Below are 21,046 nucleotides of genomic sequence, written 5' to 3'. Positions count from 1 at the left end.
GGCGGCGGCGCGGTCAGGCGGCGACGTCCGCCCGCGCCCCGTCCTGGTGGCCGGACCCTCGGCCCGCCGTGAGGGCGCGCCGGATCCACCAGCCGGCGGTGTACAGGGCGAGGGCGGCGATCAGTCCGGCGCCCGCGCCCTTCGCCGCGTCGGACAGCACCCCTTCGAGGACGGCGCCCAGCGGCTGCCCGGCCGTCGCCGCGTCCGGCCCGGCGTGCCACCGCCAGGCGTGGGCGACGGCCCCGGCGGCCGCGCACAGGGCCAGCGAGAGCAGGACCCTGCGCGGCGCCGCGCCCGTACCGACCCGCAGCCGGGCCCGCCCGCGCCACCCGTACACCGCGATGGCCGCCAGGCCGCCGACGGTGCTCATGTGCTGCAGCGCCCGGGCCCAGGTGAGGCCGCCCGCCAGGGTGGACTCCAGCCAGGGCGTGCGGGTGACCACGAAGCCGTCGACGTGGGTGAAGGAGTCCCAGACCAGGTGGGTGGCGATGCCGATCAGCGCCGACAGCAGCACCCAGCCCGCCCGCCGGACCACCGCCCCCGCCGCCCGGGCCCCCGCCGGGCCGAGCGGCAACGACGGTAGTGACGCCGTTGCCGACAGTGACGCCAACGGCCGGTGCCCGGCCAGGAACATCGCCCACAGCGCCAGGGTGTACGGCAGGCCGACGGTCAGGGCGCCCGGCAGGCTGTGGGTGGTCGTGGCGTTGGTGAACGGCTCGTACCAGGACTGCGCGCCGACGGGCAGCCCGATGGTGGAGACGAAGTAGGGCATGTCCGGCGCCACGGCTCCGGCGACCAGCGCGGCCCGGCTGAAGGGCCCACGCAGCAGCGGCAGCACAGCGGCGGGGTGGGACAGGGTGAACGGCATGGGCATCCTCTCGCGCGGACTGATAGTCCGTCGAACGGAATGCTACGTCAAACGGACTAATACCTGCGCGCCGATCCCCGCCCCCGGTCGGCGGGCCGTATCGGCGCCGAGGCGGTCGAGCGGGCACACGGAGCAGGGCGCTCACCGGGCGACGGCTGACCGGCCGGGCCGCTGAGCACGGGGCCCACCGGGCGGTCAGAAGTGCCGGCAGCAACGGCCCGCCGCCCGTAGGCGGCGTCCGCTCCGGCGCGATCCCAGCCGTCCCGCCCCCGGGGCGGCGCTCAGGACGACCGGCGGAAGGCCAGCCCCAGGCGGCCGGCGAGCGGGACGGCCGCCAGGGCCGCCACCAGGACGGTCGCCAGGCAGGTGACGGCGGTCGGGTCGCCCCAGGCGGTGGTGCCGGCCTCGGCGAGCAGCGGCGGGCAGGCCAGGGCGAGTGCGGCCAGTTCGCGGCCGCCGTGGGATCGGCGGTGCCAGGCCGAGGCGGCGCCCGCCGCCGCGAGCACGAGCAGGGGCCAGCAGCCGTAGTCGGTGCTGACCCAGGGCAGGACGTGGGCGCCGACGGCGGCCCGGGGCACCAGGACGAGCGCGATCACGGCCCCGGCCACCCCCGCCGGTAGCGCGCCCGCGCCGTCCGCGCGCCGGTCCGGTGGGCAGGCGAGCAACAGGGCCGCCGCCAGGGTGGCCGCGGCGGGGGCGGCGACCGGGTCGCCGAACGCGGGCCCGCCGGCCACGGCGGCCGCCGCGAAGGCGAGCAGTCCGAGCACCGTGCAGGGCAGACCCACCCGTCGGCGGCCGGCCAGGGCGGTGGCCGCGCCCGCGAAGACGAGCAGTGCGGAGCCGAGCAGCGCGCCCCAGGCCCCGGACAGGTCGACCCGCAGCTGGGAGAGCACCGGCGTGGGCGAGGTGACCAGGGCGGTGTACCAGCGCAGCAGGTGCAGCCCGCAGGCGGTGGCCGAGGCGGCCAGGACGAGGGGGTGGGCCAGACCGAGTGCCCGTGCGGCGGGGCCGGCCGGCCCGAGCCCCGCGCGCATCCGCAGGGCCTGGGCCGCCAGTTCGCCCGCGTCCCGCAGGCGCGAGCGCAGCGGCTCGCCGGCCGTCATCTCGTGGAAGGTCGCGGCGATCTCCTCGCCGTGGGCCCGGCGGTGGGCGGCGGGGTAGAGCCGGAGGACGTGTTCGATCATGTGCCGGTGGCCGCCGGCCGGGCGGCGGAGAGGCGGCGGGCGGCCTCCCTGGCGGTCGCGGCCAGGCGTTCGGCTTCGGCCGCCAGTCGTTCCCGCCCGGTCGGGGAGAGGGTGAAGATGCGCCGGGCCCGGCCGTCGACGACCTCCTCCCGGTCGACCTCGATCAGCCCGTCGGCCAGCAGCCGGTCCAGCGCCCCGTACAGGGCACCGGTGCGCAGGGCGACCCGGCCGTCGGTCATCGCCTTGATCTCCTGGGCGATGGCGTATCCGTGCCGGGGGGCGTCCGCGAGGGCGGTCAGGACCATCACGGTGGGTTCTTGCATCACACGCTCACTCACCCCATGAAGATAGTCATTCCGCCGGAGCATCTCAACGAACCCCGGACGGGGCCGCGCTCCGGCCCGACTGGTGGCGGATCCGTGAACCTGCCCGGAACGGCGGGGGCGACCCCCGATCATCGAGCCAGACAGTCCGTCCGCCCCCTGGAGGCCCCGTGTCCGACCTGCCCACCTCCGTCACCCTGCTCGACCGGCTGGGACTACCCGACCTCGCCCGCGAAGCCGCCCGCCTCCAGCCCGAACTGGTCGCGCTCCGGCGGGAGTTGCACCAGCACCCGGAGCTCGCGCTGGACCTGCCGCGGACCCGCGACCGACTGCTCACCGCGCTCGACGGGCTGCCGCTGGAACTCACCCTCGGCACCGGGCTGAGCTCGATCACCGCCGTGCTGCGCGGCGGCCGCCCCGGCCCGGCCGTGCTGCTGCGCGCCGACATGGACGCCCTGCCCGTCCAGGAGAGCGCGGGAGTGCCGTACGCGTCCACCGTCCCCGGCGTGATGCACGCCTGCGGGCACGATCTGCACATGGCCGCACTGGTCGGTGCCGCCCGACTGCTGGCCGAGCGGCGCGCCGGGCTGGCCGGGGACGTGGTGCTGATGTTCCAGCCCGGCGAGGAGGGGGCGGGCGGCGCCCAGCTGATGGTGGACGCGGGCGTGCTGGAGGCGGCCGGGGATCGGGTGGTGGCCGGGTACGCGCTGCACGTGGCCGCCGCCATGCTGCCGGGCGGGCTGGTCGCCACCCGCCCGGGGCCGGTGCTGGCCGCCTCCGACACCCTGCGGGTCACGCTGCGCGGGCGCGGCGGGCACGGGTCCAGCCCGCACTCGGCACTGGACCCGGTGCCAGCGCTGTGCGAGGCGGTGCTGGCCCTCCAGACGATGGTGACCCGGCGGATCGACGCCTTCGACCCGGTGGTGCTCACCGTCGGCACGCTGAGCGCCGGTACGGCCGCCAACGTGATCCCGGACGAGGCGCGGTTCTCGGCGACCGTCCGCTCCTTCTCGCCGCACGCGCGCGAACTGGTGCACCGCGAGGCGCTGCGGGTGGTCCACGGGATCGCGGCGGCCCACGGGCTGGAGGCGGTCGCCGAGGTGGAGCCCGGCTACCCGGTGACCGTCAACGACCCGGTGGAGGCGGGGTTCGCGGCCGCACTGGCGGCCCGGCTGCTCGGGCCGGAACGCTTCGTCGAGATGCCCCAGCCGATCGCCGGCTCCGAGGACTTCGGCGTGGTGAGCGCACTCGTGCCGACGGCGTACCTGATGCTCGGAGCCACGCCGGCCGACGGCCGCGACCCGTTCACCGCACCCTACAACCACTCCCCCGACGCCGAGTTCGACGACGGCGTCCTCGCCGACGGCGCCGCGCTGCTGGCCGGCCTGGCCCTGGGGCGGCTGGCCCGGGAATGACCGCCCCAGAGCGGTCGGCAGCCGAGGAGATTCGGTGTGCCCGCGGTGCTCTGACGGTGTCGCAGCTGCTCAGGGCACCACGGCCGGTGACGGGCCACCGCGCGGAGATCTCATTCGTCGCGTTCCGTTCAAACGCCGCTTACCCCATCATGGAACCGTGTCTGCGCGCCTACGCGCGTAGCTCTCCCCTGTACTTCCCCACACCACAGAGGACTTGACCCATGTTCAGACGCATCGACGCGGTACGTCCGCTCGCCCTCGGCGCCGCCGCCCTGACGGTGCTCGCCGGCGCGGGCGCCGCACCCCACCCGGCCGCCGCGGCCCCGGCGAAGAGCGCGACCACCGCCGCCACGACCACCCAGCACCGCGTGCTGTTCGACAACAGCAAGGCGGAGACCGCCGGCAACGCGGACTGGATCATCAGCACCAGCCAGCCGGACCCGCTCGGCCAGAACGCCAGCCCCCAGTCCGAGACCGACTGGACCGGCGCCATCTCCAGCTGGGGCGTCGGCCTCCAGAAGACCGGCCAGTACAGCCTCAAGACCCTGCCGAGCGGCTCCACCATCACCTACGGCACCGGTGGCGCGCTGGACCTCGCCAACTTCGACGAGTTCGTGCTGCCCGAGCCGAACATCCGGCTCAGCGACGCCGAGAAGACCGCGGTCATGACGTTCGTCCAGAACGGCGGCGGACTCTTCCTGGTCTCCGACCACACCAAGAGCGACCGCAACAACGACGGCTGGGATTCCCCCGCCATCATCAACGACCTGATGACCAGCAACTCGGTCAACAGCAACGACCCGTTCGGCCTGTCGGTCGACCTGCTCAACATCCAGACCGACAACCCGACCGCCGTCAACGATGCCGCCGACCCCGTCCTGCACGGCCCCTTCGGCACCGTCACCGGCAGCATCATCCGCAACGGCACCACCTTCACCCTCAAGCCCGCCGACAACCCCACCGTCAAGGGCATCGTCTACCGCACCGGCTACTCCGGCACCACCGGCGCCTTCTTCGCCACCAGCAGCTTCGGCAAGGGCCGGGTCGCGATCTGGGGCGACAGCTCCGCCATCGACGACGGCACCGGCGAGCCCGGCAAGACCGTCTACGACGGCTGGAACGACCCGGCCGGCACCGACGCCGCCCTCGCCCTCAACGCCACCGCCTGGCTCGCCGCCGGCAGCGGCGGCGGCACCACCGGCAGCGTCACCCTCAGCAACCCCGGCGCCCGGACCGCCACCGTCGGAACCGCCACCACCGTCCAGCTCTCCGCCGCCGACACCGCCGGCGGCACCCTGAGCTACGGCGCCACCGGCCTGCCCGCCGGCCTCGGCCTCAACAGCACCACCGGCCAGATCAGCGGCACCCCGACCACCGCCGGGACGTACGCCGTGACGGCCACCGCGACCGACTCCACCGGCCCCTCCTCCTCCGTCACCTTCACCTGGACCGTCCAGCCCACCGGCGGCAGCACCGGCTGCACCGCCGCCCAACTGCTCACCAACCCGGGCTTCGAGGCCGGCACCACGGCCGGCTGGACGGAGACCAACACCGGCGGCAGCAGCACCATCAACAGCAGCTCCAGCGAGCCCCCGCACTCCGGCGGCTACGACGTCTGGCTGGACGGCTACGGCAGCGCCAACACCGACACCCTCGCCCAGACCGTCACCCTGCCGACCGGCTGCAGCACCTACACCCTCGGCTTCTGGCTGCACGTCGACACCGCCGAGCCCACCACCAGCGCGTACGACAAGCTCACCGTGACCGCCAACGGCACCACCCTGGCGACCTACTCCAACGTCGACGCCGCCGCCGGCTACCAGCAGCACACCCTCGACCTCGCCGCCTACGCCGGCCAGACCGTCACCCTCAAGTTCACCGGCGCCGAGGACTACACCAAGCAGACCTCCTTCGTCCTCGACGACACCGCCGTCAACGTCGGCTGACCCGACACCGGTTGCCCTCCCCGCACCGGGGAGGGCAACCCCAGCCGGAACCTCCTGGTCCGAAAGCCGCCAGCCAGCGCCGTCGCGGCGCCGCAGACTGGGTCCGACGCGGCCACCCCGACGGACCGCGGTGAGGAACCGAGAACGATGACCGTCCGCACGACGCCCGTGAGCACCCGATCCGGCACCGCCGCCCTCGCGCAGGCCCGGCAGCGCGTCGAGGCGGCCGACTGGCCGGCCCTCACCGAGGAGCTCGACGCCCACGGCTGCGCGCTCACCCCGCAGCTCCTCAGCGGCCCGGAGTGCCGCGACCTGGCCACCCTGTACGAGCACGACGAGCTGTTCCGCAGCACCGTGGACATGGCCCGGCACCGCTTCGGCTCCGGCCAGTACCGGTATTTCACCCACGAGCTGCCCGAGCCCGTCCACGCCCTGCGCCAGGCCCTCTACCCACGGCTGCTCACCATCGCCCGCGGCTGGGCCGAGCAGCTCGGCCGGCCCGCGCCCTGGCCCGACACCCTCGACGAGTGGGTAGAGCGGTGCCACGCGGCCGGACAGGCCAAGTCCTCGCAGATCCTGCTGCGTTACCGGGCCGGCGACTGGAACGCGCTGCACCGCGACCTCTTCGGCGACCTCGTCTTCCCGCTCCAGGTCGTCATCGGACTCGACGAACCCGGGACCGACTACACCGGCGGCGAGTTCCTCCTCGTCGAGCAGCGCCCCCGGGCCCAGTCCCGCGGCACCGCCACCGTCCTCCGGCAGGGCCACGGCCTGGTCTTCACCACCCGGGACCGGCCCGTCCGCTCCACTCGGGGCTTCTCCGCCGGCCCGGTGCGCCACGGCGTGAGCACCGTGCGCTCGGGCCTCCGGCACGCCCTCGGGCTCGTCTTCCACGACGCCTGAGGCCGCACCATGACCGACCCCGATTCGCCGTCCGCGGCACGGACCTACCGCCCGGCCGGCCCGGACGGCCTCGCCCACCCCAGCAGCCGGCCCGGCACCCTCGGCGGCCACCGGCGCGCCCCGTCTACGGGCGCCTCGACTGCCCGTCCGCCCGACACGCCCTCGCCGCCGGCTACCGACCGCAGCCCGCACCGACGAGCGGCGCGCCGAAGACCTACACCGGCGACGAGGCCGCCGACCACCGACCGGACACCGGCCACCGGTCACCGGCCGATGTTCTCCACACCGCGGGAACTGGGGCGGACCCTCCTCGACGCCGCCGGGGACGGCGACCCGTAGCCGCGCCCGGGCCGCGGACGCCGGTCAGCGCCCGGCTCGGGTGAAAGCACCGCCGAGGTAGCGGTGCTCCGGGTCGTCCGGGGCGAGTTCACCCAGTTCGGCGATCAGCTTCTCGGCGTAAACCTCGGCGTCGTCCTGCGGCCGGTAGCCGAGGGCCCGGGCGGTGGAGAGGTCCCACCAGGCGCGGGTGTTGGCGGAGATGCCGTAGGCGACGGTGTGGCCGGTCACCGGGCCGGTCAGGGCGGCGTGCACCAGGCGGGCGCAGTCGCCGGGGCTGAGCCAGGTGGAGAGCATCCGGATGCTGCGGGGCGCGGGGGTGAAGGAGCCGATGCGCAGCGAGACGGTCTCCATCCCGTGCCGGTCGGCGTACAGCGAGGCGAGGTCCTCGCCGAAGCACTTGGAGAGCCCGTAGTAGGTGTCGGGCCGCTGCGGGGCGTCCACCGACACGGCGCTGCCGTCGGCGGGCCGCTCGGTGAAGCCGGTCGCGTGGTTGCTGCTGGCGAAGACGATCCGGTGCACACCTGCGGCCCGGGCGGCCTCGTACAGCCGGTAGGTGCCGTCGATGTTGGCGGCCAGGATGTCGGCGAACGGCGCCTCTCCCGGGATCCCGGCCAGGTGGACCACGGCGTCGACGCCCTCCGTCGCCGCCGCGAGCGCCTCGGCGTCCCCCAGCTCGGCGGTGATCGCGTCGGGCTCGCCGGGCACCGGGAGGCGGTCGAAGCAGCGCAGCCGGTAGCCGTAGGCGGGCAGCAGCTCGCGCAGGCAGCTGCCGATGCGGCCGGCGGCGCCGGTGAGCAGGACCAGGCGGGGCTGGTTCACCATTCCGTGGTTCTCCCATGATTGATCGACGGCTCGTCGCCGGGTCCACGCAGGCGAACTCGGCGACGAGCGACGATACCTGACGCGGGGCCAGGGCTCGCGGCAATATTCGGGCCGTCCCACGGCCGCCCCGTCCCACGCCCGCCCGGCCCACGCCCCGCCCGATCGACCGCAGGGGCGGCCGGCGTCCCGACCGGGATCCCCGTGGCACAGAGCCGCGGCCCCGGCCCGCGCGTCCACCGCTCACGGCCTGGCGGACGAACGAAGGGGCACCGGCCGTGCGGAGCACCACCGCGGGGGCGTAACGGTCGCATGGCGCTCCGGGTGCGTACCGGTCGGCAGGCCGGGCAGACGCGTCCACGCGGGCCGTTCGGTGACCGGGTCCGCACACGGCACGACGCGGAGGAGGACGGCATGAACCCGGTCGAACGCGCTCTGCGATCGGTGGACCGCTTCCAGCAGCGCCACCGGCCCACCGCCGTGGTGTTCGGAGTGGTCAAGAAATACGGCGACGACCGGGGCGGGCTGCTCGCCGCGCTCGTCAGCTACTACGGCTTCCTCGCGCTGATCCCCTTGCTGCTCCTGTTCAGCACCGTGCTCGGCTTCGTCCTGCACGGGAACCCCGGCGCGCAGCGGTCCGTCCTCGACTCGGCGCTCGCCGACTTCCCGATCATCGGCGACCAGCTCCGCCAGAACGTCCACTCGCTCCAGGGCAGCGGGTTCGCACTGGCCGTCGGCGCGCTGTTCCTGCTGTACGGCGCGCTCGGCATCGCCCAGGTGCTCCAGCACGCGATGGCCGAGATCTGGAACGTCCCGGGCGTGCGCCGGCCGGGCTACTGGCCGCGGCTGGCCCGCAGTCTGCTGCTGCTCGCGGTGCTCGGCGTCGGCGTGGCGCTGGGCACCGGGGCGGCCTCGCTGGTCACCGTCTCGCTCGGCGGTACGGCGGCCCGGATCGGCGGACTGGTGGTCTCCGCTCTGCTGAACGCCGCCCTGTGCCTGGCCTGCTTCCGGGTGCTCACGCCCCGCGGGGTGCCGACCCGCGCCCTGCGGCCGGGCTGCCTGCTCGCCGGGCCGCTGTTCACCCTCCTCCAGGCGTTCGGATCGCTGCTGGTCGTGCACGAGCTGCGACACGCCGGCCAGGTCTACGGGTTCTTCGCGACCGTGATCGGCCTGCTCGCCTGGATCTACCTGGCCGCGCAGATCACGGTGTACGCCGCCGAGGCGAACGTCGTGCTGGCGCGTCGGCTGTGGCCGCGCAGTCTGCTCCAGCCGCCGCTGACCGACGCCGACGAACAGGTGCTGAGCGCCATCGCCCGGCAGGAGGAGCGCCGCCCGGAGCAGCAGGTCGACGTCGCCTTCACCGACGGTTCCTTCACCGACGGTTCCTTCACCGACGGCGACGCCCCGGAGGCGCGGGACGACGACGGGGGCACCGCTCCCCCGCCGTCATCGGCGGCCTGACACCCGCGCTCCGGTCGTCAACGGACCGGCAGCACCCGGGTGTGCTCCTCGCGGACGGCCTCCAGGGCGTTCGGCCGGAGGCCGAGCAGCTTGAGGATGGTCGGCGCGATCTGCTTGGTCTCGACCTTCTCGTCCCGGCGGACGCCGTCCGGGGTCGCGGCACCGGAGACCACCAGCGGGACGTCGAGGTCGTCGGGGTGGGCGCCGCCGTGCTCGGCGATCTTGCTGCCGCCGGTGTAGACGACGCCGTACTGGGCGACGCCGAAGACGTCCGGAACCCGGGGGTCGCCCGGGTCGACGCCGAAGTGGTCGGCGGCCTCGTCGCCGGCGTAGATCTTCTGCACGCCGCTCTCGGTGAAGGGGCGGGGCTTGCCGTCGATGTCGACGCCGTTGCCGTGCTGCGCCAGCAGGTAGTCCTTGGCGAACCCGGTGGCGGTCGCGGAGCGGTCGTTCAGCCAGAGCAGCACGCCGTCGTCGTCCACGGCGTGGGCGACCAGGTCGCCGGCACCCGGGTGGGCGGCCTTCCAGGCAGCGTTGAGGCCGTCCAGCAGCGGACCGTCGTCGATCCGCTCGAGCGCGGCCGGGTCGGTCGGGGACTGGCCGTGCTTGGCGGAGAGGATGACGGTGGTGGAACCGTCCAGGTGCTGCTTGCGCAGTTCGGCGGTCAGCGCACCGATCTGCTGGTCGACGTACGCCAGGTTCTTCTCCACCAGCGGGCCGGGCACGCCCTTGGCGACGTAGCCGCCCCGCAGTCCCTGGGAGCTGGCGAGCTTCTGCGCGGTGGAGACGGACTGGAAGTTCAGGCCGAACACCGCCGGGGTGCCGACCAGCTGCGCGCGGCCGTGGTCGTAGCCGTCGATCTGGTTGAGGACGGCCTGCACCTTGTAGGAGTCGTACTGCTCGGTGGCCTGGTTGTCCTTGGTCCAGTCGCCCTTGTAGCCGGTCGCCTTGCTGTTGATTTCGGGGGTGAAGAGGTCCTGGATGCCTTCACCCGAGGGGCCGTTGAGGATGTCGTAAGCGGCGTGCTTGTCCGACCACGCGGTGCGCAGCCCGGCCTGGCGGGCCACCTCGAAGACGGTGTTCACCTGGAGGTAGGAGTGCGGGTAGACCGGCCGGCAGGTGTCGGGGTCGACGGGCAGCTTGGCCGGGTCGATCAGGGTCTGCGGGCGGCCGGTCATCCGCAGGATGGAGCCGGGCAGGCCGGGCAGGCCCTGGCCGGCGTCGAGGGCGTCCTGGTTCTTGTCCAGGTCCTCGGTGAGGTCCACCTCGACGCCGGGCTTGGCGCTCTCGCAGTCGGTGGTGCCGGCCGGGAGCAGCGCGGCGTCGTAGGTGTCGTCGTAGTAGACGCCGGTGGTGCCCGGGCCGCCGCCGGTCAGCTGGGCGACCATGCCGGGGAAGGAGTCCGAGGGGTCGGTGGTGCTGGCGTGGGTGAACTCCACACCGCCGCGGACCAGCCGGGCGAGCGCCGACTGCGGGTGCTCGGCCACGAACCGGGCGAGGTCCGCCTGGTGCAGGCCGTCGACCGACACCAGCAGGACGTGCGCGGCGCGGGCGCCGCGGCCCTCCTCGGCGGCGGCGGCCTGGGCGACGGTGGATCCGGCCAGCACTCCGGCGGCGCCGATGGTGGCGGCCAGCCGGACATAACGACGGGTCACAGAGGTCTCCTGTGGAGGGGGGAGGGGAAGTGGCGGCGGCGGTGCGCCCCCCAGGGTGGGAGGCCCCGGTGTACCGGTGGCGGCCGGCACATGAACAACTCCGGACTCCGGCCCGGAGAGCGGCGCGATTTTACCGTGACCTCACCAACTCGTGGCGCTGCCATGGTGCTTGGACGACGGGCGCGGCCAGTGCGGCCCGGCGCTCCGGCCTGCGTGCGGCCCGGTGCTCGGGCCTGGGCGGTCCTGCGTGCGGTCCTGCGTGCGGTCCTGCGTGCGGTCCTGCGTGCGGTCCTGCGTGCGGCGCTTCGTACCACCCGTACGGGGCGGCACCGCGTGCGGCACCGCGTGCGGCACCGCGGAGCGGGACGGCGCGCACCCCGAACGGGCTAACTGCCCGGGCGCCACGCACCGTCCGGCGGCGATCCTGTAGTCCGACCGCCCGGGGCGGTCTTTCCCTGCGCGGTGCGAGGCACGAGACTCGAGGCCCGTGAGACCCGGTCAGGAGCCCGCGGGCTCTCCGGAAGCTCCGAGGAAGGAAGCAATCAGGTCATGGACGCATCCGCACAGATCGGCGTGACGGGGCTGGCGGTCATGGGCCGCAACCTGGCTCGGAACTTCGCCCGCAACGGCTACACGGTCGCGGTGCACAACCGCACCCCGGCCCGGACCCGGGCCCTGGTCGAGGAGTTCGGCCACGAGGGCCGGTTCGTCCCGGCGGAGTCGCCGCAGGACTTCGTGGCCGCGCTGGAGCGTCCGCGCCGGCTGCTGATCATGGTGAAGGCCGGCGGACCCACCGACGAGGTGATCGAGGAATTCGCCCCGCTGCTGGAACCGGGCGACATGATCATCGACGGCGGCAACGCCCACTTCGCCGACACCCGGCGCCGCGAGAGGTCGCTGCGCGAGCGCGGCATCCACTTCGTCGGCAGCGGCGTCTCGGGCGGCGAGGAGGGTGCCCTGCTCGGCCCCTCGGTCATGCCCGGCGGCTCCGCCGAGTCCTACACCGTGCTCGGCCCGATGCTGGAGAAGATCAGCGCCCACGTGGACGGCGAGCCGTGCTGCACCCACATCGGCACCGACGGCGCCGGGCACTTCGTGAAGATGGTGCACAACGGCATCGAGTACGCCGACATGCAGCTCATCGCCGAGGCCTACCACCTGCTGCGGGAGGTCGGCGGCTACGCCCCCGCCGAGATCGCCGAGATCTTCAGGCACTGGAACCAGGGGCGCCTGGACTCGTACCTGATCGAGATCACCGCCGAGGTCCTCGCCCACACCGACTCCGACACCGGCAAGCCCTTCGTCGACATCGTCCAGGACGCCGCGGAGCAGAAGGGCACCGGACGCTGGACCGTGCAGACCGCCCTGGACCTCGGCTCCCCGGTCACCGCCATCGCCCAGGCCACCTTCGCCCGGGTCGCTTCCTCCCGGGCCGAGCTGCGCGCCGCCTACCGCCCGCTGCCCGGCGGCACCGTGCACGAGATGCGCCCGCACGAGGCCGACCGCTTCACCCGGGACGTCGAGCAGGCCCTGTACGCGTCGAAGGTCATCGCCTACGACCAGGGCTGGACCATGATCCGCGACGCGGCGGCCGAGTACGGCTGGGACATCGACCTCGGCGCGGTGGCGAAGATCTGGCGCGGCGGCTGCATCATCCGGGCCGCCTTCCTCGACCGGATCCGGGCCGCCCACGCCGACAACCCCGACCTCGTCAGCCTGCTCGCCGAGAAGCAGTTCGCCACCGAGATCGCCGACGCCCAGGCGGCCTGGCGCACGGTCGTCGCCGGGGCCGCCCAGCACGGCATCCCGGTGCCGGCCTTCTCCGCCGCCCTCGCCTACTACGACACCCTGCGCAGCGAGCACCTGCCCGCCGCCCTGGTCCAGGGGCAGCGCGACTTCTTCGGCGCCCACACCTACCGCCGCACCGACCGGCCGGGCAGCTACCACACCCGCTGGGCCGAGCCCGACCGCCCCGAGGAGCGGACGGACACCGGGGCGTAGTCGGGCAGCGGGACGCAGCCGGGCACCGGGTGCAGCCGGACAGCGGGGCGCAGCCGGACAGCGGGGCGTCGGCGAGCCCGGGGTTTCAGCCCCGGAGGACGCGCCGCAGCCAGCGGGTGCGGGCCTCCTCGGCGTCCCGGGCGACGGCCGCCTCCGGGGCGAGGGTGTCGAACCCGTGGCAGGCGCCGGGCCACACATGCAGTTCGGCCCGGCCGCCCGCCCGCCAGATCGCGTTGGCGTAGCCGACGCCCTCGTCCCGGAAGGTCTCGGCGGAGCCCACGTCGAGGTACGTGGCGGGCAGCCCGGACAGGTCGGTGGCACGGGCCGGGGCCGCGTAGGGCGGGAGGTCGGCGGCGCCGTACCGGTCGCCGAGCACGGCCTGCCAGGCGGTGGCGTTGGAGGCGCGGTCCCAGGTGTCGTGGCCGGCCATCTGGTGACTGGAGAAGGTGTCGCCCCGGTCGTCCAGCATCGGGCTCAGCAGCAGCTGGCCGATCGCCGCCGGGCCGCCGCGGTCCCGGGCGAGCAGGGCCAGCGCCGCGGCGAGCCCGCCGCCGGCGCTCTTGCCGCCGATGACCAGGCGCCGGGCGTCCATGCCCAGCTCCTCCGCGTGCTCGGCCACCCAGCCGAGCCCGGCGTAGCAGTCCTCGATCGCGCCCGGGAAGCGGGTTCCCGGTGCCAGCCGGTACTCCACGGACACCACCGCCAGCCCCAGCGGCAGCGCCCAGGAGCGCAGCAACCGCGGCAGGACGGACCACGCGTTGCCCGTCACCATGCCGCCGCCGTGCAGGTAGTACAGCAGCGGCAGCGGCTCGCCGACGCCCGCGGGGCGGGCACTGACCAGGGTGACGTCACCCTCCGGCCCCGGCACCCGCAGCTCCGTCGCCTCGAACCGGCCGCCGTCCCGCAGCCGCTCCAACGTCGGCCGGGGACGGGCGGCCGCGTCCCGCCGCTGCCAGGCCGCCAGGCCCTCCGGGGTGAGCACCTCCCGCGCCCGCCCACCGGCGGCCTCCACCGCCGTCCGCACCTGCGGATCCAGCGGTGGCACCCGCCGGACTGCCGAACCGTCCGTCATCGCCACTCCCCCTCGCTCGAGCTGTCGTCAGTTCGTTGGTCGCAGAGCGCGTTCGAGGAGCACCTCCGCCGCCGCTCGCGCGTGCCGGCCGTAGTCCGCCTCGCCGAGCACCATGGCACGGCTGGCCGCCCCGTCCGCGAGGGTGACCAGCTGTTCGGCGAGGGCGGCGGGCTCCCGGCAGCCGAGCTCCTCGACCAGCGCGGTGACCAGCGGGAGCATCCTCAGCTTCTGCTCCCGGGCGTAGGAGTGGACGATGCTCTGCGGGTCCGGGAACTCCGCAGCGGCGTCGATGAACGGGCATCCGCGCACCGGGGCGGCGGGCGCGGCGGGTGCGGCGGGTAGGTCGAACAGCCCGAGGATCCGGTCCCGCGGCGGGAGGTCCGCGCGGTTCAGCACGCCCTCCAGGGTGGCACCGGACGCCACGAGGTCCTCCAGGTGGGCGATCACCAGCTCCCCCTTGGTCCGGAAGTGCGCGTAGAGCGTGCGCTTGGAGACCGGCGCCTCCTCCGCGACCTGTTCCATCCCGGTCGCGTTGATCCCCTGGGCCGCGAACAGCCGGGCCGCGGCGGCCAGGATGCGTTCCCGGCCCCCGCGCCCGCGCGGTCGAGGTGCGGCAGTCGTCGTACGCATGTGCCGAGTGTACGTATCCGTTTACTTCGGCGGCACCGGTTCGCTGGAACCCGGTGCGAAAACCGGTTGCCCAGCGGGCCGCACGGCAACTTGACTGCCCGTCAGATGTGGTGCCTGTCGACGGGGAGTGGTCATGGAAGACCCGCAGTTCACCGTGCGGCTCGCCGGTGCCTCACCGCGCGGTGCGGCACGCCTCAGAGCGGTCCGTGTGGTGACCGGACTCAGCCTGTGGCGCAGTGGCGTGGCGCTGGACTCCGGGACGGCCGTCCTCCTGTCGGACGTCCCGTTCGAGCTGGCCGGCCCGGCCGCGCGGGAGCTGCGCCGGGTGGGTGTGCCGGTCGTCGTCGACTGCGGCGCGTGCCGACGCACCCTGCCCGAGGACGGTGCCCCCGTCGCCCCCGGGCCCTGCGCCGGTCGGCACTTCCCCACCGCCCACTGTCAGGCCAACTCCCTGACCGGCTGTGACTGCGGGTTCTGCGTCGACTACGGCAGCTCACCCGGGCTCTCCGCACGCTGAGCCCGGGCGGGCGGTTGGGGCCGGCGACCTACCAGCGCAGGAGGTGGCCGGTGGCGGCGAGGTGGTCGAGGGCAGTGCGGGTGGTGGGGCTGGCGCGGGGGTGGTCGCCGTGGGTGAGACGGGCGAGTTCGGCGATCTCGCCGCACGGGGTGGGGGTGCCGGCGTGTTCGGCGGTGTAGCAGGTGGTGCGGACCAGGGTGCCGGCCGGCCTGTTGTCGGCCGGGGCCTCGATGGTCAGCAGCGGCCGGACGGTGGCCGGGTCCAGGGTGACGCCGAGCTCCTCCCGGATCTCGCGGACGAGGGCCTGGGGGTGGGTCTCGCCGGGCTCGGGCTTGCCGCCGGGCAGGTAGTACAGCTCGCGGCGGTGGGTGCGGGTGGCGAGGAGCCGACCGTCGTCGAGCCGGATCCAGGCCACCTTCTCGATCACGTCGGGCATCGGGCCTCAGCCCGCGCTCGGGCCGGTCGGGGCGCCCGCGACGCGGTGTTCGCCGCCGTTGCGGTGCTGCCAGAGGCGGTAGACGTCGACCGCGTCCTCGCTCGGCGCGTACCGCATCGGCAGCCGGCGCTCGTCCCAGTGCCTGGCGAACTCGTCATAGAAGGTGGCGAGTTCGAAGTACTTGCGGTCGTCGACGTAGTGCGGCTCGTAGGCGTCGCGGGTGGTGAGGAAGACCACCTCGTCCGGCGAGCAGTAGTAGAGCGACCCCAGGCACATCGGGCAGGGGTGGGCCAGCACGTAGATGGTGGTGCCGGTCAGGTGCTCGGTGCCGAGCTCGGTGCAGGCCTCGCGGATGGCGAGGATCTCCGCGTGCGCGGTGGGGTCGTTGGTCTGGGCGACCTTGTTGGCGCTCTCGGCGAGGATCCGGCCGTCCTTGACGATGACGGTCGCGAACGGACGGCCGCCCTCGGCGACGTTCTGGCGGGCGATGTCGATGGCGCGCTGGGCGAAGTCCACGGTGGCCTCTTCCGGGTCGGGTGAGGGGGAGGTGGGGGGGGCGGCGGCCCGCCCCACCGATGAGCAGGCGTGGGTCAGAACGGCTTGGTCGGCAGGTACTTGCCGTCCAGGGTGATGACGGCGCGCTCGCCGCCCTCGGGGTCGGCGACCTTCTTCACGTCCAGCTTGAAGTTGATCGCGGAGATGATGCCGTCGCCGAACTCCTCGTGGACGAGGGCCTTGAGGGTGGTCCCGTAGACCTGGAGCATCTCGTAGAAGCGGTAGATGGTCGGGTCGGTGGGGATGCCGCCGGGGATCGAGCCTCGGGTCGGGATGGTCTGCAGCAGCAGCACCGCGTCCTCGTCCAGGCCGAGCAGCCCGGCGACGGCCTCGGCGGAGGTCTTCGGCAGGGCGTGCTGGCCGAGGAGGGCTGCGGTGGTGAAGGCCACCGACAGGCCGGAGACGTCGGCGATCTGCTGCCACGTGAGGTCCCTGCGGGTCTTGGCATCGACGGCGGCGACGGCGAGCGCCTGGCGTGCGGTGGGGTCGAACTGGGCGTGCACCATGAGGGGCTCCTTCGGGTGGTGGGCGCTTCGCGGTGGTGCGGAGCGCGCGGGTCGAGGGGTTCCGGGCCGCGCGGACGGGGCGGCCCGGGGGCCTGGGGGCCTGGGAGGTCAGGCCGCGAGCGCGGCCCGGTCGGCGGCGGTGAGGTCCTCGACGCGCCCGGTGGCGATGTCGAAGACCCAGCCGCGCAGGGCGACCGTCCGCTCGGCCAGGGCGCGGGCGACGGCGGGGTGGGTGGCCAGGTTCGCCAGCTGGGCGAGCACGTTGTGCCGCACCAGGGCGGGGACGTCCCCGGCGGTGGCGGTCCGCGCCACCGAGGCGTCGGCGAGCCGAAGCCAGTCGGCGACGGCCGGGGCCCCGCTGAGGTCGTGGCCGTGGGCGAGGGCGGTCATCGCCCCGCAGGCGGAGTGCCCGCAGACGACGATGTCCCGGACGCCCAGGGCGGCGACGGCGTACTCGATGCTGGCGGTGACCCCGTCGGCGCCGGGGGTGTACGCGGGCACCAGATTGCCGGCGGTGCGGATGACGAACAGCTCGCCCGGCTCCGACCCGGTGATCAGCTCCGGTACGACGCGGGCGTCGGAGCAGCCGATGAACAGGGTGTGCGGGCTGTGGTGGGCGGCCAGGTGGGCGAAGAGCTCTTCCTTGGCGGGGAAGACGTCCCGCTGGAAGTGCGCGATGCCCTCGGCGAAGTCACGCATGGAATCACTCCCTCTCGTGGCGCCGGGCCGGTGGGGCCTGGCGAGATCCACTGTGCATGACCTGCTGCTATAGCGTCCAAGAGCTGCTACCGATGGCATCCATCGATGCGGTCTATAGTTCGACCATGGCCCTGGAACTGCGCCACCTGCGCTACCTGCTCGCCGTGGCCGACCACGGCAACTTCACCCGCGCCGCCGAGGAGCTGCACGTCTCCCAGCCCACGCTGTCCCAGCAGATCAAGCAGCTCGAACGGACCCTGGGCACCCAACTGCTGGACCGCACCGGACGCACCGTGCGCCTCACCGACGCCGGCCAGGCGTACGCCCACCACGCCCGCGGCGCGCTACGGGACCTCGCCGCCGCCGAACGCGCCGTCCACGACGTCCAGGACCTCTCGCGCGGGCAGCTACGCCTGGGCGTCACCCCCACCTTCACGGCCTACCTCGTCGGCCCGCTCGCCGCCGGACTCCACACCCGGCACCCCGGCATCGGCCTGACCGTGCGGGAGAGCAGCCAGGACGGCATCGAAGCCGGCCTGCTCACCGACGAGTTCGACCTCGGCATCGCCTTTCGGGGGCCGCACCTGCCCGGCGTCACCGGCACCGACCTGTTCACCGAGACCCTCACCCTGGTCACCGGCGTCGACACGCTTCCGGCGGACCCGCTTCCCGATCCGCTCCCCCTGCGGGACCTCGGCGAGCGCCGACTCGCCCTGCTCAGCGGCGACTTCGCCACCCGGGGGCACATCGACGCCTACTTCGCCCAGCACCGCGTCAGCCCGCGCATCGCCGTCGAGGCCAACTCCGTCCAGGCCCTCACCGAGGTCGTCCAGCGCACCCCGCTCGCCACCGTGCTGCCGGACGCCGTCACCCACGACCACCCCCGGCTCGCCCGGATCCCGCTCGACCCGCCGCTCCCCACCCGCACCGTCACCCTGCTGCACCGCTCCGACGCCTACCGCAGCGCCGCCACCCGCGCCTTCACCGACCTCGTCCACGACCTGGTCCGCACCCGCGGATACCCGCCGGCCGCCTGACCAGCGGACGGCCGGCGGGCCCGACCCCCGTTCAGTCGGCCGACGGGCCCGACCCGCGCTCAGCCGGCCGACGGCGCGCCGAACCAGCGGGCCAGGGCCGGCCGCAGGGTCGCCGGGGTACCCACCCAGCACACGTGGCCGTCCGGGCGGATCAGCATCGGCTCGACGGGCGCGCCCCGCCCGGCCCGGTCCACCCGGTCCGACCAGGGGGCGGCGGACCCGGCGAGGGAGTCCTCGGGGTCGAGCAGCACGCCGCGCCCGGACCGCAGCAGCTCGTGCACCCGGACCGCACCGAGGTCGGCGTCCGGCACGGGCCGCCCGAGGAGCGGGTGGGCGCCGGTGTCCGGCATCGGGTAGCGGATGGCCGTCCCGGACATCACGGCGTCCAAGTGCCGCCGTGCGTCAGGCAGTTCGAGCAGCTCGACGAAGACCTCCCGGGTGGCCAGCACCTCAGGGTCGCGGGCGCCCACCCAGTCCATCAGCAGGCTCTGCGCCTGGACGTTGCGCAGCGCCAACGTCCCGGCCAGGTGGCGCTCGGTGTGGTAGCTGTCGAGCAGCCCCTCCGGTGCCCAGCCCCGGACCGCGGCGCCGAGCTTCCAGCCGAGGTTGAAGGCGTCCTGCATCCCGCCGTTCATGCCCTGGGCGCCGAGCGGGAGGTGCACATGGGCGGCGTCGCCGGCCAGGAACACCCGCCCGTGCCGGTACTCGGCGGCCTGCCGGGCCGCGTTGGTGATCCGGCGGGCGTGGCAGAGTTCGAGCAGCTGCACCCGCTCTCCGAACACGGCGCGCAGACCGTCCCGGATCTCGTCCTCGGTGATCGGCACGTCCCTGGGCAGCGACCGGCCCGGTCCGCCCATGGCGAGGCGGCGCAGCGGCCGGCCCCGGCCGTCGGTGCCGAGCGGGAACACCCCCGCCCAGGCACCGTCGGCGCTGCGGTGGTGGGTCGGCAGGCCGTCGGCCCCGCTCAGCCGCACATCGGCGGCGATGGTGGTCAAGGTGCCTGCCTGGCCCGGGAATTCAGCCTTCAGCAGGGTCCGCACCGTGCTGTGAGCGCCGTCGGCGGCGACCAGGTACCGGGCGCGGACGGCACGGCCGTCGGCGAAGGTCGCGGTGACGGCGTCCTCGTCCTGGGCGAGGCCGACCAGTTCGTGGTCGCGCCGGACGTGGAGGCCCTGATCGGCGAGGTGCCGTTCGAGGAAGGCCTCCAGTTCGGCCTGGGGGACGGAGCGCCAGGGCTGCCGGGGGCGGAAGGCGGTCCGGCCGTCCTCGGCACCGGGGGTCGGGACGGGCGCCAGCGGGATGCCCGCGAAGTGGCTGCCGCCGACCGGGTGCTCCCCGGTGGCCAGCAGCGGCGCCAGCAGGCCGCGCTGGTCGAGCGCCTCCAGCGTGCGGGTCTGCACGCCGCCCGCCCGGGACAGGGTGCTGCGCCCCGGCAGCCGGTCGGCCAGTACCGTCCTCACCCCCGCCAGCAGCAGTTCACCGGCCGCGGTCATCCCGGTGGGGCCAGCGCCGACCACGAGTACGTCGGTGTCGGTGTCGGTGTCCATGGTTCCTCCCTGGTTCGGTCGGTCGGCTGATCCCGCCGACCGGGGACAACGCTCCGTCCGCCGAGGGGTGTTGAGCCAGTAACGAGCCCGCTGGTGCCGGTATCCGACACCGACTACCCTCGGCACGGTGGAATCCGACTACGACGAGCTGGACCGCCGTCTCGTCCACGCCCTGCAGATCGACGGCAGGGCCCCGTTCAGCACGATCGCCGCCGCCCTCGGGGTGTCGGACCGCACCATCGCCCGCCGTTACGCCGCACTGCGTGCCACCGGCGCGCTGCGGGTGCTCGGCGGCGTCGACCCGACCGCGCTCGGCGCGGTGCTCTGGCTGCTTCGGGTGCGCTGCGCACCCAACGCCTCGATCGCGGTCGCCGAGGCGCTCGCCCGACGCCCCGACACCTCCTGGGTGAGCCTCTCCTCCGGCGGCACGGAGATCACCTGCAGCGTCCGCACCGAGACCGACGCCGACAGCGAGGCCCTGCTGCTTTCCCGGCTCCCCCGCACCCCGCGCGTCGAGGGCGTGAGCGCCCACTCCGTCCTGCACTCCTTCTACGGCGGGCCGGACAACCTGATCGCCAAACTCGGCCCGCTGGACGCGACGGCCGTCGAGGCGCTGCGCCCGCCCCCGCTGACGCACCGCCCCGGCCCGGTACGGCTCGACGACGGCGACCGCCGGCTGCTCGCCGCCCTGGCCGCCGACGGCCGCGCCGGCTTCGAGCAACTGGCCACGGTGACCGGCTGGTCGCCCACGACCGTCCGGCGCCGGATGACCGAGCTGCGCGAACACGGCGTGCTCTACCTGGACCTCGACTGCGACCCGCGCCTGCTCGGCATCGGCAGCCGGACCCTGCTGTGGCTCTCGGTCGCGCCCCCGCACCTGGCGGAGGCCGGCGAAACCCTGGCCGGGCACCCCGAAGTCGCCTTCGCCTGCGCCACCACCGGCCCGACCAACCTCTACGCCAGCGTGCTCTGCGCCGACCAGCGGGCCCTGTACCGCTACCTCACCACCCGGGTCGCCGCGTTGCCGGCCGTCACCCACGTCGAGACGGCGCCGGTGATCCGGACGCTCAAGCAGGCCGCGAACCGGGTGTAGCCGCCGTCCCCGTCCGGGGCCACTGCGGCGTCACCGCATG

At 74.4% G+C, this 21,046-nt stretch carries 20 protein-coding genes; 8 read left to right on the top strand and 12 right to left on the bottom strand.

The window, feature by feature from the left end:
• Window positions 1-13 precede the first annotated feature (13 nt).
• The 3 genes from ACFWIS_RS15250 to ACFWIS_RS15240 form a co-directional block, all read right to left on the bottom strand.
• The gene (locus ACFWIS_RS15250; protein ID WP_380456026.1) at window positions 14-868 is read right to left on the bottom strand and encodes a DUF4184 family protein; all 855 of its coding nucleotides are present in this window, start codon (window positions 866-868) and stop codon (window positions 14-16) included.
• 281 nt (window positions 869-1,149) lie between these two features.
• Entirely contained in the window at window positions 1,150-2,052 is a 903-nt protein-coding gene (locus ACFWIS_RS15245; protein WP_380456023.1) for a hypothetical protein, read from the bottom strand.
• Window positions 2,049-2,375 (bottom strand): PadR family transcriptional regulator, encoded by a 327-nt coding sequence (locus ACFWIS_RS15240; protein WP_380456020.1) that lies wholly within the window; start codon window positions 2,373-2,375, stop codon window positions 2,049-2,051. The genes ACFWIS_RS15245 and ACFWIS_RS15240 overlap by 4 nt, the downstream gene beginning before the upstream one ends.
• Window positions 2,376-2,554: 179 nt before the next feature.
• Between ACFWIS_RS15240 and ACFWIS_RS15235 the strand changes: the two genes are divergently transcribed.
• The 3 genes from ACFWIS_RS15235 to ACFWIS_RS15225 all read left to right on the top strand — a co-directional run bounded on the left by ACFWIS_RS15235 (window position 2,555) and on the right by ACFWIS_RS15225 (window position 6,639).
• A complete protein-coding gene (locus tag ACFWIS_RS15235; protein WP_380456047.1) occupies window positions 2,555-3,790 on the top strand; it encodes a M20 family metallopeptidase in 1,236 nt (411 codons plus the stop codon).
• 221 nt (window positions 3,791-4,011) lie between these two features.
• Window positions 4,012-5,736, top strand: a complete 1,725-nt coding sequence (locus ACFWIS_RS15230) for a putative Ig domain-containing protein (protein ID WP_380456017.1) — start codon at window positions 4,012-4,014, stop codon at window positions 5,734-5,736.
• A 147-nt stretch (window positions 5,737-5,883) separates the two neighbouring features.
• A complete protein-coding gene (locus ACFWIS_RS15225; protein WP_380456014.1) occupies window positions 5,884-6,639 on the top strand; it encodes a 2OG-Fe(II) oxygenase in 756 nt (251 codons plus the stop codon).
• Between the two features lie 363 nt (window positions 6,640-7,002).
• Here the strand turns inward: ACFWIS_RS15225 and ACFWIS_RS15220 are convergent, their stop codons facing one another.
• Complete coding sequence (locus tag ACFWIS_RS15220) at window positions 7,003-7,797, bottom strand: NAD-dependent epimerase/dehydratase family protein (RefSeq protein ID WP_380456045.1); 795 nt, start codon at window positions 7,795-7,797, stop codon at window positions 7,003-7,005.
• Between the two features lie 414 nt (window positions 7,798-8,211).
• Here ACFWIS_RS15220 and ACFWIS_RS15215 point away from each other — a divergent pair, with 414 nt between their 5' ends.
• Window positions 8,212-9,258 carry a YihY/virulence factor BrkB family protein gene (locus tag ACFWIS_RS15215; RefSeq protein WP_380456012.1) on the top strand — a complete coding sequence of 349 codons (1,047 nt, stop codon included), beginning with the start codon at window positions 8,212-8,214 and terminating at the stop codon, window positions 9,256-9,258.
• 17 nt (window positions 9,259-9,275) lie between these two features.
• On the opposite strand, the gene ACFWIS_RS15210 is transcribed toward ACFWIS_RS15215, so the two are convergent.
• Window positions 9,276-10,913, bottom strand: coding sequence for an alkaline phosphatase family protein (locus tag ACFWIS_RS15210; protein ID WP_380456009.1), 1,638 nt, complete (start codon window positions 10,911-10,913; stop codon window positions 9,276-9,278).
• Window positions 10,914-11,462: 549 nt separating this feature from the next.
• Here ACFWIS_RS15210 and gndA point away from each other — a divergent pair.
• Complete coding sequence (gene gndA, locus ACFWIS_RS15205) at window positions 11,463-12,914, top strand: NADP-dependent phosphogluconate dehydrogenase (protein WP_380456006.1); 1,452 nt, start codon at window positions 11,463-11,465, stop codon at window positions 12,912-12,914.
• An 85-nt stretch (window positions 12,915-12,999) separates the two neighbouring features.
• Here gndA and ACFWIS_RS15200 read toward each other — a convergent pair whose 3' ends face one another.
• Together ACFWIS_RS15200 and ACFWIS_RS15195 are read right to left on the bottom strand one after the other, a co-directional pair.
• Entirely contained in the window at window positions 13,000-13,986 is a 987-nt protein-coding gene (locus ACFWIS_RS15200) for an alpha/beta hydrolase (protein ID WP_380456004.1), read from the bottom strand.
• A 27-nt stretch (window positions 13,987-14,013) separates the two neighbouring features.
• Complete coding sequence (locus ACFWIS_RS15195) at window positions 14,014-14,616, bottom strand: TetR/AcrR family transcriptional regulator (protein ID WP_380456001.1); 603 nt, start codon at window positions 14,614-14,616, stop codon at window positions 14,014-14,016.
• A gap of 133 nt (window positions 14,617-14,749) precedes the next feature.
• Between ACFWIS_RS15195 and ACFWIS_RS15190 the strand changes: the two genes are divergently transcribed.
• A complete protein-coding gene (locus ACFWIS_RS15190; RefSeq protein WP_380455998.1) occupies window positions 14,750-15,133 on the top strand; it encodes a hypothetical protein in 384 nt (127 codons plus the stop codon).
• 28 nt (window positions 15,134-15,161) lie between these two features.
• Here ACFWIS_RS15190 and ACFWIS_RS15185 read toward each other — a convergent pair whose 3' ends face one another.
• The 4 genes from ACFWIS_RS15185 to ACFWIS_RS15170 all read right to left on the bottom strand — a co-directional run bounded on the left by ACFWIS_RS15185 (window position 15,162) and on the right by ACFWIS_RS15170 (window position 17,329).
• Entirely contained in the window at window positions 15,162-15,569 is a 408-nt protein-coding gene (locus tag ACFWIS_RS15185) for an NUDIX domain-containing protein (protein WP_380455997.1), read from the bottom strand.
• Between the two features lie 6 nt (window positions 15,570-15,575).
• The gene (locus ACFWIS_RS15180; protein WP_380455995.1) at window positions 15,576-16,085 is read right to left on the bottom strand and encodes a nucleoside deaminase; all 510 of its coding nucleotides are present in this window, start codon (window positions 16,083-16,085) and stop codon (window positions 15,576-15,578) included.
• Between the two features lie 74 nt (window positions 16,086-16,159).
• Window positions 16,160-16,630: a cyanase gene (gene cynS, locus ACFWIS_RS15175; RefSeq protein ID WP_380455993.1), complete on the bottom strand. Its 471-nt coding sequence runs from the start codon at window positions 16,628-16,630 to the stop codon at window positions 16,160-16,162.
• A gap of 108 nt (window positions 16,631-16,738) precedes the next feature.
• Window positions 16,739-17,329, bottom strand: coding sequence for a carbonic anhydrase (locus ACFWIS_RS15170; RefSeq protein WP_380455991.1), 591 nt, complete (start codon window positions 17,327-17,329; stop codon window positions 16,739-16,741).
• A 125-nt stretch (window positions 17,330-17,454) separates the two neighbouring features.
• On the opposite strand from ACFWIS_RS15170, the gene cynR reads away from it, so the two are divergent.
• On the top strand, window positions 17,455-18,366 hold the full coding sequence (gene cynR, locus ACFWIS_RS15165; RefSeq protein WP_380456042.1) for a transcriptional regulator CynR: 912 nt from the start codon (window positions 17,455-17,457) through the stop codon (window positions 18,364-18,366).
• 59 nt (window positions 18,367-18,425) lie between these two features.
• On the opposite strand, the gene ACFWIS_RS15160 is transcribed toward cynR, so the two are convergent.
• The gene (locus ACFWIS_RS15160; RefSeq protein ID WP_380455989.1) at window positions 18,426-19,913 is read right to left on the bottom strand and encodes an FAD-dependent monooxygenase; all 1,488 of its coding nucleotides are present in this window, start codon (window positions 19,911-19,913) and stop codon (window positions 18,426-18,428) included.
• Between the two features lie 127 nt (window positions 19,914-20,040).
• On the opposite strand from ACFWIS_RS15160, the gene ACFWIS_RS15155 reads away from it, so the two are divergent.
• The gene (locus tag ACFWIS_RS15155) at window positions 20,041-21,006 is read left to right on the top strand and encodes an Lrp/AsnC family transcriptional regulator (RefSeq protein WP_380455987.1); all 966 of its coding nucleotides are present in this window, start codon (window positions 20,041-20,043) and stop codon (window positions 21,004-21,006) included.
• Window positions 21,007-21,046 lie beyond the last annotated feature (40 nt).

This window comes from Kitasatospora sp. NPDC127060 (genome assembly GCF_042724935.1).
GTDB lineage: Bacteria > Actinomycetota > Actinomycetes > Streptomycetales > Streptomycetaceae > Kitasatospora.
Note: the sequence above shows the minus strand (reverse complement) of the source record. Positions and strands in the feature narration are given on the sequence as shown.